At 63.6% G+C, this 12059-nt stretch carries 14 protein-coding genes; 4 read left to right on the top strand and 10 right to left on the bottom strand.

Annotation, left to right across the window (positions count from 1 at the left end; all coding sequences use genetic code 11):
* The first annotated feature begins 27 nt into the window (after positions 1–27).
* From O9320_12165 to O9320_12155, 3 genes are all read left to right on the top strand, one after another.
* On the top strand, positions 28–717 hold the full coding sequence (locus O9320_12165; protein ID MCZ8311605.1) for a 3-oxoacid CoA-transferase subunit A: 690 nt from the start codon (positions 28–30) through the stop codon (positions 715–717).
* Positions 714–1391 carry a 3-oxoacid CoA-transferase subunit B gene (locus O9320_12160; GenBank protein MCZ8311604.1) on the top strand — a complete coding sequence of 226 codons (678 nt, stop codon included), beginning with the start codon at positions 714–716 and terminating at the stop codon, positions 1389–1391. Before O9320_12165 ends, O9320_12160 begins: the two co-directional genes overlap by 4 nt.
* A gap of 137 nt (positions 1392–1528) precedes the next feature.
* Entirely contained in the window at positions 1529–2371 is an 843-nt protein-coding gene (locus O9320_12155; protein ID MCZ8311603.1) for a hypothetical protein, read from the top strand.
* 17 nt (positions 2372–2388) lie between these two features.
* Here the strand turns inward: O9320_12155 and O9320_12150 are convergent, their stop codons facing one another.
* The 10 genes from O9320_12150 to O9320_12105 all read right to left on the bottom strand — a co-directional run bounded on the left by O9320_12150 (position 2389) and on the right by O9320_12105 (position 9539).
* Positions 2389–3336 carry a 2-hydroxyacid dehydrogenase gene (locus O9320_12150; GenBank protein MCZ8311602.1) on the bottom strand — a complete coding sequence of 316 codons (948 nt, stop codon included), beginning with the start codon at positions 3334–3336 and terminating at the stop codon, positions 2389–2391.
* Between the two features lie 19 nt (positions 3337–3355).
* Positions 3356–4120: an HpcH/HpaI aldolase/citrate lyase family protein gene (locus tag O9320_12145; GenBank protein ID MCZ8311601.1), complete on the bottom strand. Its 765-nt coding sequence runs from the start codon at positions 4118–4120 to the stop codon at positions 3356–3358.
* A gap of 49 nt (positions 4121–4169) precedes the next feature.
* A complete protein-coding gene (locus O9320_12140; GenBank protein ID MCZ8311600.1) occupies positions 4170–5288 on the bottom strand; it encodes an NAD(P)/FAD-dependent oxidoreductase in 1119 nt (372 codons plus the stop codon).
* A 14-nt stretch (positions 5289–5302) separates the two neighbouring features.
* Entirely contained in the window at positions 5303–5569 is a 267-nt protein-coding gene (locus O9320_12135) for a hypothetical protein (protein MCZ8311599.1), read from the bottom strand.
* The gene (locus tag O9320_12130; GenBank protein ID MCZ8311598.1) at positions 5569–6342 is read right to left on the bottom strand and encodes a protein phosphatase CheZ; all 774 of its coding nucleotides are present in this window, start codon (positions 6340–6342) and stop codon (positions 5569–5571) included. Before O9320_12130 ends, O9320_12135 begins: the two co-directional genes overlap by 1 nt.
* A gap of 79 nt (positions 6343–6421) precedes the next feature.
* Positions 6422–7342: a glycosyltransferase gene (locus O9320_12125; protein ID MCZ8311597.1), complete on the bottom strand. Its 921-nt coding sequence runs from the start codon at positions 7340–7342 to the stop codon at positions 6422–6424.
* Entirely contained in the window at positions 7339–8310 is a 972-nt protein-coding gene (locus O9320_12120) for an NAD(P)-dependent oxidoreductase (GenBank protein MCZ8311596.1), read from the bottom strand. Before O9320_12120 ends, O9320_12125 begins: the two co-directional genes overlap by 4 nt.
* 66 nt (positions 8311–8376) lie before the next feature.
* Entirely contained in the window at positions 8377–8598 is a 222-nt protein-coding gene (locus O9320_12115) for a hypothetical protein (protein ID MCZ8311595.1), read from the bottom strand.
* Positions 8599–8692: 94 nt separating this feature from the next.
* The gene (ppa, locus tag O9320_12110) at positions 8693–9238 is read right to left on the bottom strand and encodes an inorganic diphosphatase (GenBank protein MCZ8311594.1); all 546 of its coding nucleotides are present in this window, start codon (positions 9236–9238) and stop codon (positions 8693–8695) included.
* Between the two features lie 7 nt (positions 9239–9245).
* Positions 9246–9539: a DUF1488 family protein gene (locus O9320_12105; GenBank protein MCZ8311593.1), complete on the bottom strand. Its 294-nt coding sequence runs from the start codon at positions 9537–9539 to the stop codon at positions 9246–9248.
* Between the two features lie 490 nt (positions 9540–10029).
* Between O9320_12105 and O9320_12100 the strand changes: the two genes are divergently transcribed.
* Positions 10030–12054 (top strand): methyl-accepting chemotaxis protein, encoded by a 2025-nt coding sequence (locus O9320_12100; protein MCZ8311592.1) that lies wholly within the window; start codon positions 10030–10032, stop codon positions 12052–12054.
* Positions 12055–12059 lie beyond the last annotated feature (5 nt).

The raw sequence follows: 12059 nt of genomic DNA, 5'->3' as shown, positions 1-12059 counted from the left end.
AGGGCGAGGCTCTAGGCTAGTTCCATCATGATCGACAAACAAAAAGCCTCGCTTGCAGAAGCTATGGCCGGCATCAAAGACGGTGCGGTCGTACTGATCGCGGGCTTCGGCAATTCCGGCATTCCGGTCGAGCTCATCGACGCGCTAATCGAGCAAGGGGCCAAAGACCTCACGGTCGTTTCGAACAATGCGGGCTCGGGCCGCACAGATGTGGCAAAGCTTTTGGCTTCGGGGCATGTGCGCAAGCTCGTGTGCTCCTATCCGCGCACCTCGGGCTCGGTCGTGTTCGAAGAGATGTACAGCGCGGGCCGCCTCGAACTCGAACTCGTGCCGCAAGGCACCCTCAGCGAACGCCTACGTGCGGCCGCCGCCGGGATCGGCGGCTTCTATACGCCCACGGCCGCCGGCACCAAACTCGCCGCCGGCAAAGAAACCCGCACGCTCAATGGCCGCGATTACGTGCTCGAAATGCCGCTCAAAGGCGACGTCGCACTGATCAAAGCCGAGCACGCCGATCGTTGGGGCAATCTCACCTATCGGTTGGCCGCGCGCAATTTCGGGCCGACCATGGCGGCTGCCGCCGATCTCACGATCGTGCAGGCACGCCATATTGTCGAGCTCGGCGGCATCGATCCCGAACAGGTCGTCACGCCTGGCTTGTTCGTCGACCGTGTCGTGCATGTGCCCAACCCCAAACAAGCAGGGACGCCCGGATGAAGGGTATCGCCCCCAAAGGACTGGATCGCGAAGCGATCGCGCGACGCGCAGCCCAGGATTTGTGGGACGGGGCCGTCGTCAATCTCGGCATCGGTCTGCCGACCTTGGTCGCCAACTACGTGCCCGCCGGCCGCGAGATCGTCTACCACTCCGAGAACGGCGTGCTCGGCGTTGGTCCTTCGCCGCTGGCCAACGACGTCGACCCCGATCTCATCAACGCCTCGAAAACGCCGATCACGCTGGTGCCCGGCGCGTCGATCTTCCACCACACCGACGCGTTCGTGATGATCCGAGGCGGCCATATCGACCTGGCGCTGCTTGGTGCGATGCAAGTCTCGGAAACGGGCGATCTGGCCAATTGGTCGACCGGCGACGAGAAGATGCCGCCGGCCGTTGGCGGGGCGATGGATTTGGCGGCTGGGGCCAAGGGTGTGTACGTGCTGATGGAGCACACGACCAAGGACGGCGCGCCCAAAATCGTCCCCTCCTGCACCTATCCGCTCACGGCTCCCCATGTCGTCACGCGGATTTTCACCAATTTGGCCGTCATCGACGTGACCAAAGACGGGCTGTTGGTGCGCGAAATGGCGCCCGGAGTCGATTTCGAGGCCCTGTGCGCCCAAACCGGCGCCAAACTTCATCTGGCGTCGGATTGGCGGCAGATAGGGGCTTGATTTTGGTTAATTTTGCATTTATCTCTTGACTGCTGACTGCGATGGCGAACTTGAAAACGCCGCGGGCGAGAACTGGCCCCGTTGTCCGAGCATAACTTGACACGGCCCCTGTTTGCGGGCGCGTTGTGGAGGTTGTCTTGGTCGCTTCGCTGTCCACCTCGGTCAATACGAATTTGGGCGCCATTTCGGCACTTGCGTCGCTGCGCAAGATCAACGCCGAACTGTTGGTCGCCAACAAGCAGCTGCAGACCGGCTACCGGGTTGCGGACGCATCCGACGACGCCTCCACCTTCTCGGTCGCCCAAGGTCTGCGCGGTGATCTGCAGGCGTTTTCGGCCGTGCAGAGCTCGCTTGCCAACGGCGTGGGCCTCGGCCAAGTCACGCAAGCCGCCCTCACCTCGATCTCGGACACGGCCGGCAACATCCAGGCGAAGCTCGTGCAGCTGTCGGACGGTTCGATCAGCGCCGCCCAGCGCACGATCTACACGGCCGACTACAACACGCTCACTTCGCAGATCAACAATTTCATATCTCAGGCGAACTACAATGGCGCCAACCTAATTTCGTCGGGTTCGGCCGCGCGCACCTATCTTTCGAGCATCACCGGCAGCACGCTGAGCCTGTCGGGCCTGGGTGCGACGGCGACGGCGCTGACCACCTTCACCGGTGCTGTCAACGTCTCGACTGCGTCGGATGCCGCGAACTCGCTGACCGCCCTCACGACCTTCCAAAGTGCCATCGCCTCGTCGCTGTCGACGAGTGCGACTGAGTCGCGCACGCTTTCGGTGCAGTCGAGCTTCCAGTCGGCCGTCACCGACGCCGTTACGACCGGCTTGGGCGCTTTGATCGACGCCGATATCGGCAAGGCGTCGGCGCAAAGCCAATCGCTGCAGGTGCGCCAGCAATTGGCCGTGCAGTCGCTCGCGATCGCCAACCAGCAACCCGGCGTGCTGCTCGGCTTGTTCAACAACGCTCGCTGAGAGCGCGTTTTTGATCCCTAATTGACGGGCGTCAGTTTCGGGCGTCCTTCGAGATGTGCGACCAGATTGTCGACCGTAAGGTCGCCCATCGCCTTGCGCGTCTCGACCGTGGCCGAGCCCACATGCGGGGCAAGGGCAACATTCTCGAGTGCGAAAAACGCCGGCGGCACGCGCGGCTCGTCTTCGAACACGTCGAGCCCTGCACCCGCGATCGTTCCGTTCTGCAAGGCCGCCAGCAAGGCCGCCTCGTCCACGACCGAACCGCGCGCGACGTTCACAAGATAGCCGCGCGGCCCCAAGGCTTTGAGAACGGCCGCATTCACGAGATGGCGCGTGGCCGCCCCGCCCGGCGTGATGACAACCAGCACGTCGCACCAGCTGGCAAGATCGACGAGCTTGTCGAAATAGCGATGCGCCACGTCCGCCTGCTTGGTGCGGCCGTGATAGCCCACTTCCATGTCAAAGCCGCCGGCCCGCTTGGCGATCGTCTTGCCGATGCGCCCGAAGCCGAGGATGCCGAGCTTCTTGTGGTGCACCGACGTGGTCAGCGCCTGGCCGCCTTTGAGCCATGCCCCTTCGCGCACGAAGCGGTCGGCTTGCGGCAGCTTGCGCAAGGCGCCGAGAATGAGGCCGAACGTCGTGTCGGCCACACAATCGTTCAGCACGTCGGGCGTATTGGTTACCACGATGCCGCGTGCCGAGGCCGCCGCCACGTCGATCCCGTCGTAGCCTACGCCGTTGCTCGCGATGATTTCGAGCTTCGGCAGGGCCGCAATCATCGCGGCGGGCACGATGCTGCCCCCGCTTGCCTGCATGAAGCGGACATTGGCGCCGTGTGCGGCAATGAATGCATCGCGCTCGGCACCGGCCGGCGGCAGCAGATGCGTCGTGAAACGCTCCTGCAATTTCGCCCAGCTACTGTCGGGCAGTTTGGCGGTCGAGATCAGATCGGGCTTGGCGGCCATGGCGGCAACCCTTTCGGCTTCAGGATTTGAATCGCTGTGCGAGCGCGTCGGTGTTCTTGAGCAGCACGCCGTTGTCGGAGCCAACGGCGACGAACTGGTAGCCTTCGGCCAAGCGCTTCTTGGCTTCGTCTTCCACGCCCGTGAGATAGCCGCCAGCCTTGCCGGCCGCGCGGATTTCGCCGATCGCGGCCGTGATCACCTTCTGCACGTCCGCGTGCTGGAAATTGCCGAGATGCCCCATCGATGCCGCGAGGTCCGACGGGCCGATGAACACGCCGTCCACGCCTTCGACCGACGCGATCTCGCGCAGGCGGCCGATCGCTTCCATGGTTTCGACCTGCACCAGCACGCAGATCTCGTCGTTGGCTTTCTTGAGATAGTCCTTCACGCGCCCGAAATTCGAAGCGCGCGCCGTGGTGGCGACGCCGCGAATGCCCTGCGGCGGATAGCGCGTTGCCGCGACCGCACGCTTGGCCTCTTCGGGCGTCTGCACGAACGGGAACAGCAGGCTCTGCACGCCGATATCGAGCAGGCGCTTCACGAGCACCGCATCGTTCCAGGCCGGGCGCACGATCGGCGTGGCGGTACCGCCCTTCATTGCCTGCAACTGCGAGACGAGGCCCGGCAATTCGTTGGGCGAATGTTCGGTGTCGAGCAGGATCCAGTCGAAGCCCGAATGCGCGATGCCCTCGGCCACCATGTTCGAGCCCAAGCTCGACCACAGGCCGATCTGCTGCTTGCCTTCTTTGAGCGCTTTCTTGAAGGCGTTGACTGGCAATTCCATGGCGTCGTGCTCCCCACTTGTTTACGTGTGTCGTTTGTTGAATAGCGTCTTAAGCCGGTCCGTCCTGTTGCGCAACTAGATCGGCGACATAGGCCCCGATCGCACCCGAGGCGGTGAGGCCCGGCGATTCGATGCCGTAGAGCGCGTAATAGCCCGCAACGCCGTGCGTTTCGGGCCCTTGGATCAGGAAATCCGGGTTGCCCGCCCCTTGCGGCACGATCTTGGCCCGAATGCCCGAATAGGACGGCTGGATGGCCCCGTCTTTGAGGCCCGGCCAATAGCGGCGCACTTCGGCATAGAAGGAGTCGCTGCGCTTGGGATCGACGTCGTAGTCGATCGCATCGATCCATTCGACGTCGGGGCCGAAGCGCGCCTGGCCCGCAAGGTCGATCGTGATGTGCACGCCGAGCCCGCCGGGTGCCGGGACGGGATAGATAAGCCGCGAAAACGGCGTGCGGCCCTGCAGGGCGAAGTAATTGCCTTTGGCGTAGTAGAGCGGCGGCACATGCGTTTGCGCGATGCCGTCGATTGCGGTGGCGATCTTTTGGGCTCCCAGCCCGGCGGCATTCACGAAAGTGCACGCCTTGATCTGCATCGGCGACGCCCCGCCGGTGGCGAGCACGATGCCGTCGTTGGCAACGTATCCGCCCACGACCGGCGTTTCGAATGCGAGCATCGCGCCGTGGTCCTCGGCCTCGCCCTGGTAGGCCAGCATCAGCGCGTGGCTGTCGACGATGCCGGTCGAGGGCGAGAGCAAGGCCGCAACGCAAGTGAGCTCAGGCTCGAGCGCGCGCGCGGCGGCGCCCTCGATAAGTTCGAGGTCTTCCACGCCGTTGGCAGCCGCTTGGGTGCGCAGTTTTTCGAGCGACGCGATTTGGCTCGCGTCGGTCGCGACGATCAGCTTCGTGCAGCGCCGATGGGGCAGCCCGCGTGCCGCACAATAGTCGTAGATGAACTGTTTGCCCGCCACGCATAGGCGCGCCTTGAGGCTGCCGGTCGGGTAATAGATGCCGGCATGGATCACTTCGCTGTTGCGCGACGATGTCTCCGTGCCGATCGCGTCGGCGGCTTCGAGCACGATCACGTCGCGCCCGGCACGAGCCAGGGCGCGCGCAACGGCAAGTCCGACCACGCCTGCCCCCGCCACCACGCAATCGGCCGTATCCAAGCGCTATCCCTTTTTTACTCGCCGTAGGGGCTGGGGCGCGCGTCGAGCATCGCGTTCCAGATCGGCAGCACGATGTCGCCTGGCCGCTTGGTGCCGTAGACGATGGCTTTTACGGCCGCGTCGAACATCGGCCGCGACGGCACGGCCGGCACGATGTGATAGCCGGCACGTTCGAGCGCTTGGATCGCGGCTTGCGCCTGGATGCTGTAGTTCTCGAAAAAATAGCGCGTGTCGGCTTCGCGGATCGCACGCGCGAGGATGAGATCGGGCGTGTCCGGCATCAGTCGAAGAGCTTGTCGATGTCGGATTGCGAGTTGGTCTTTTCGGCGTCCTGCGGCCCGTGCAGCACCACGCCGCCGACGTCCTTGATGTGGATGCTGTCGGCGTCCGACACCGGCAGCAGCTTGATTTCCTCGGCCCCCCAGATTTCCATCATCTTCTGCACGCGCTCTTCGATGAAGGCGAGCGTGCGCACGACCTTGTTGATGCGCTGGCCGGTCAGATCCTGGAACGAGCAGGCTTCGATGATGGCGGTGCACATGTCCGAGATCTCGGCGATGCGCTGCTGGCCGTATTCGTCGATCTTCATCGTGCGCAGTTCGCGCGCGATCTCTTCGATCTTTTCGACGCCGTCGAAAATCTGCGACGTCGCGGTTTCGGTCTGCGAGACGACCGAGGAAAGTTCCATCGACGCGCTCGCAAGCTTGTCTTCGGTCGCGAGCGGATGCTTGAGGGCGCCGATTTCCTTCTTGGTCTGCGCGATGCGCGCGGCAATGCCGTGCACCTCGTCGCGGATCTTGTTGATCTCGGTCATGTCGAAGCCGGGAGCAGCGGCGGCGGCGGAACCGATGCCGTCGATCTTCTTGCCGAGATCGGCGATGTCGGCGCGCAAGGCCGCGATCGCGGCGGAAGCGTCGCCGCCCAGTGCCGCCGCCGGTACGGCGATCGCGCCCATTTTGGCGAGCGGGGCAGTCGCGTGGCCGTTGGCGGGCATTTTGCCTTCGCGGATCAAAAGTTTTTCGGCCGTGAATACGGATCGTTGCAGCGGCGGCATGGCGTCGTTACCTCAAGGTTTGGGCATCCCCGAAAACGCTTTGTTTTATCACGAACGACTCGCCGAAATCCCGAGATAATTAGGGTCGCGCGAGTGCGGCCTCGCAGCCGTTTTTGACCACGACATTCAGTACGTCCGGGGCGATCGCGGCGAGCCAACGCAGATACTCGAGCGCTTGCAAGGCGCGCCCTGCCCCCACCCGGACGCCGTGATGCAGGCTCACCGTCGTGAGGCCGGCCAGAATGCGCAGATCCAGGATCTGGGCCGGGGTCTGGGCCAGCACCGTGTTGGCAGGCAAGCCCGCGAGCGGCAGCAGATCGGTTGCAATATCGAGATTGATGATGTTTTGGGCCGTCCCCCAGCCTGGATAGGACGGTCCCCAGATATCGGCAAAACGCGCAAAGTCGCTGACGGCACTGCCGCGGCTTTTGTCGGGCGCTTGCCCAGCCCCGGCGCGATCGGCGACAGCGCGGATGATGGCACCAGGCGCAAATTCGCAGCGCCCGCCCGCCTTCCAGATGCGCAAGCCAAGATCGGGATCGGCGTGGAATTTCACGTACCCTTCATCGAACCCGCCGCCGACGGCGGCAAGGGTTGTGCGCCGCAGTATGAAAAAATACGGGTAGTAGCGCCCATAGACGCTGCCGACCGCCACGATCCCGCGCACGCCGAGCGGAAACCCGACCGAGAGCAGCGGCGTTTGGGCTTCGTGTGCCTGCAGATGCGCGAAGGCGAGAGCCAAAGCGCCGGGGTCGAGCCGGTTGTCGTCGGCCAGCAGCACAAGCACGTCGCCGGTTGCCGCCGCAAAACCGAGATTGCAGGCGGCGATCGAGCCGCGCGGGCTTTCTTCTTTGACCCATCGCACGTTCGGGCCTGCGATTTCGAACGGCGACACGACGACGATCTCGTGGTCGAGACCGGCCGCTTCCGTGCGGGCCGCTTCGATGGCGCCGGCCACGAGCGTGGGAAAGATCGAGGGCAGCACGAAGCTGATCTTCATGGCGCCAACGTTCCTGCAAAATCGGGGCGGTTCTCCCGCCACCAGGTGAGCGTGCGCGCAATGCCGTCGTCGAGATCGACCTGCGGCGCCCAGCCGTATTCGTCGGCAAAGCGACTGCAATCGAGCGCTGTACGCGTGTCGATCGTCGGACGACTTGGGTCGAGCTCGATCGCAAGCTTGCGGCCCGAAAGTGCTACGATGCGCTGTGCCAACGCCAGTGTGGAAATCGTCTTGCCGCTGCCGAGATTGTAGAGCCCGAAGGGCGTGCGCTGGCGTTCGGCCGCAAGCTTCACGGCCGCGCACAGATCGTCGGCATGCAGGAGATCGCGCTCGGCGCGGCCCGTGCCCCAGTGCACGAGCTTCCCGTCGGTCGCGGTCAGCGTCTTGGTCACCGTGGCGCCGAACACGTGGCTGCGCGCAAGGTCGAACTTGTCGTACGGCCCGTAGATATTGGTGTGGCGGAAGGCCGTGAAGCGCGTGCGCCCGAGGCTCGCATACCAGGCGCACATGCGCTCGAAATAGACCTTGGTCGTGGCCGCCCCCACATAGGCCGGGTGCAGTGGCAGTGCGGGGTCGTAGTCGTCCTCGCGCTGCGGCGTGGCCGTGTCGGCATACATGACAGCACACGAGAACCAGACCACATGCGCTGCCCCAGCCTTGTGGGCGCTTGCGAAAATGCGCGCGGTCATGACCTGATTGTCGACCACGAGCGACAGGGGATCGTGCAGATTTGCAGCCGATCCTGCGGTTGCAGCGGCTGCGTGCAGCACGAGCGAGGCGCCTTTGAGGGCGGCGTCCACCCCGGCTTGCGTGGTGAGGTCGGCCGACCGCCACGCGATGCGCGGGTGATCGAAAGCCGGCCGACGATGGCAGATCGCCGTCACGCGATAGGCGGGATCGGCCGCGAAAAATTCGGCGAGATTGCGGCCGACGAATCCCGTGGCGCCGAGGACGACCAGTTCGATCACGGCCGAATCAACCGCGACAAGACGCGCCGCCGCAACGCCTTGCGCATCGAGGGCCGCGCGCTTGGCTTAGGCGAGAAGATTGATCTCGGTGCCGCGGCTCTGCAGGGCCGTGCTCGCCACGTCCGACGATTCGCCGGCGGCGGCCTGGATGCCGCGCTGGACTTGCGTCGCGGCGACCTGGGCGACCTGCTGGGTCGTGTCGTTGTAGAGCTCGCCACGATTGAGGGCCGCCTTTTGGACGGGCAGAAAACTGGCCGTGAGGCCGGATGCACCAATTGCTGACGCCATCGGGATTCTCCATGGACGAAGTTTCGTTAAGATTATTTAAACTACCGGCGCCCGGTCTGTCGAGGTCCTTGACAGGATCGGCGACGCTATCTGCCTATTTTCGGCCCTTTTTCGCCTTTTTGGCGCGCGCGATGCCCTCGAGGATCATCTTTTCGGCCCCTTTGGCATCGACCCATTTGACGATCGTGACCCATTTGCCCTTTTCGAGATCTTTGTAATGCTGGAAGAAATGGGCGATTTGCTCGATCAGGATCTCGGGCAGATCGGTGTAGTTTTTGACGCCCGAATAGAACGGATGCAGCTTGTCGACGGGGACCGCGACGATCTTCTCGTCCGGGCCGCCCTCGTCTTCCATCAGGAGCGCGCCGATCGGGCGCGAGCGGATCACGGCCCCGGGCACCACCGGCACATGGCCCACGACGATCACGTCGACCGGGTCGCCGTCGCCCGACAGCGTGTGCGGGATGAAGCCGTAGTTGGCGGGATAGCGCATGGCCGTGTGCAGGAAGCGGTCGACGAACAAAGCGCCCGACTTCTTGTCGATTTCGTATTTGACCGGTTCGCCGCCGAGCGGAATTTCGATGAGCACGTTGACGTCTTGCGGCGGCTTGGCGCCGATCGAGATTTTTTCGATGTCCATTGCAGTTCTAGCCCTTGCGTTTGACGCCGTTGAGGCGGTCGGACGTGATGTGGTAGCCGAGTTTGGGGTCGATTTCGCCGGCCTCATACATGACCGAGGCGACCTTGTGGATGCGCGCCATGTTCGAACGGTAGATCGAAACGAGCGCCCCCGGCGAGGTGCTGGTAACCCCTTCGAGATCGGCCAAAGCGCGCTGGTCGACCGTGAACTGCACGACCTTGGCGCCATCGCGCGCCTCGATCACGACGCCGCCCTTCATATTGTCGAACTGGGCGCGAGCGCCCCCGAAATCCAACGCCATTCCCGTCTCCGAATTCTGCCGCCCGAATCTTCCGCAAAGCCGCTGATCGACCGCGCGCGGTTTGTAGCGAGTTTTCCGGGCCTGCGCCAGTCGCGCTGGATTTCCCGCACCGGAAGCAATGGCGTGTGCCATGGCCGCGTAGGTCGAATACGCGGTGTCGCCACAAGCCGGATTCGGATTCCGGTCGGCGCCTTTTTATTCGCAAAATGCAAATAATGGCCGCTTTTTAGTCATATACTTCAGACTAAGTAGAAAATCGAAAAATTACAAAAACTGTTTAATAACAATATTTTACAAGTCTGTTTTTATTTATACCATTGCGAAGCGGTTTACCAGAAACTAATGTATACAACACGTCCTACAACAGTAGTCATTAGCCTCGCTTAACTTTTCATCGAAAAGTTTAAAAAGAAAACTACTTAAGAGAACAACCAAACAAGCCGCGAAAACTGCGGATTGCAGAACCCAGAACCGGAGAGCCCTCCCCACCATGTCGTTCCTCGCCTCGCTCAACAGCAATATCCGCATCGGCACGCGTATCGGCGCCGGTTTTGCCCTCATTCTCGTTCTTCTCACCGCCGTAGGTCTGTTCGGGTGGAACGGCCTGACCGACACAAAAACGCTCTTCGCCCGCTACAGCTCGGTGAGCACAAATACGATCCGCATGGGTGACGTCGACGCCGACTTCCAGGCGATGCGGCGCTCCGTGGTGCGCTACGCGGACGACGGCGCCGCCGCCGACCGCGCCAATATCGACAAGGCGGCAGTTTCGATACGCCAGGATCTCGCAGCGGCGATCGCCTCGATCCTTTCGGAGGAACGCCGCGCCATTGCGCGCGAAGCGCAGGCGGCTTTCGAAGAGTACATGCGCAATCTCGATCGCATGTACCAGCTGCGCGAAGCGCAGGTCGCAGCCGTCGATCGCGGCATGAACGAACTGGGCCTGCAGGCACGAACGGCGCTCACAAACGCGATGGATAGCGCCATTGCAGCCGGCGATTACCGCGCGGCCGCGTATGTCGGCAAGGCGCAAGAAGAGCTCGGCTTGGTTCGCCTCAACGCGCTGCGCTATCTGATCAAGCCGGATCCGGCCTTGATCCAGGCGGCGGAGCGCCAGATGAACGAGCTCAACCAGGATTTGGCGCGGGCGCGCGACGGCGCAAGCGGCGAGCCCCGCGCGCTGGTCGAGCAGGCCGCCGCAATCGCCCCGCGCTATCTCGCTGCCTTCCGCCAGGCGACGGAGGCCGTGCGCGCAATGGACGAACTCGTGAACACGACGAATGCGCAGGTCGCCGCGCGCGTGGCCGAGCGCATCGATACGCTGAAGGAACGCCAGAAAGCCGCGACGACGCAGATCGACGCCGAAGCAGCCGACGAAGTGCAAGAAGGTGTGGCGACCATGCTGACGCTGTCGGCGATTGCGCTCGTTCTGGGGCTGCTGGCTGCGTTTGGGATCGCCAAAGGCATTACGGGGCCGGTCGGCGCCATGACGGCGGCGATGGGTCGCCTTGCCGGCGGCGATCTCGCAACGGAAGTTCCGTCCAAAGACAACAAGGACGAAATCGGCGCGATGGCGAAGGCGGTTCAGGTGTTCAAAGACAACGCCATCCGCGTCAAAGCGCTCGAGGACGAACAAGCGGCACTCGAGGCCAAAGCGTTGGCTGAAAAGAAAGCCGCCATGGCCGCCCTCGCCGACCGTTTCGAAGCCGAAGTCGGCAGCGTCGTCGCCGGCGTGTCGAGTGCGGCCCAACAGCTGCAGGTCTCGGCGGGTGCGATGTCGGCCACGGCCGAGGAAACGAGCCGCCAGGCGACCGCCGTTGCCGCTGCCTCCGAGCAGGCCTCGACCAACGTGCAGACGGTGGCCTCGGCCGCCGAAGAGCTTTCGAGCTCGATCACGGAGATTTCGCGCCAGGTCTCGGAATCGAGCCGCATTACCGGCCAGGCGGTCGAGGACGTGGCGCGCACCAGCGAGACGGTCGAGAAGCTGGCGGTTGCCGCCCAGAAGATCGGCGACGTGGTGAAGCTCATCTCCAGCATCGCCTCGCAGACCAACCTGCTCGCCCTCAACGCCACGATCGAAGCGGCGCGCGCGGGCGATGCCGGCAAGGGTTTTGCCGTCGTCGCGTCGGAAGTCAAAAACCTCGCGAGCCAGACGGCAAAGGCGACCGACGAAATCGGCGGCCAGATCGCCGAAATCCAGACGGCAACCGGCGCATCGGTCGAAGCAATGCGCGCGATCGGGCAGACCATCGCCAAGATGAACGAGATCGCAACCGGCATTGCCTCGGCGGTCGAGGAACAGGGTGCAGCGACGCAGGAGATCGCGCGCAACGTGCAGCAGGCCGCTGCAGGCACCAACGAAGTCTCCTCGAACATCGCGGGCGTGACGCAAGCCGCCAGCGAAACCGGCACGTCCGCAAGCCAGGTCAAAGACGCCGCCTCGACATTGGGCACGCAGTCCAGCGATCTGCGCCGCTCGGTGACGAGTTTCCTTACGGAAGTTCGCGCGGCCTAAGGCGC

The organism is Magnetospirillum sp. (assembly GCA_027532905.1).
GTDB lineage: Bacteria > Pseudomonadota > Alphaproteobacteria > CACIAM-22H2 > CACIAM-22H2 > Tagaea.
This window is presented reverse-complemented; position numbering and strand designations above follow the sequence as displayed.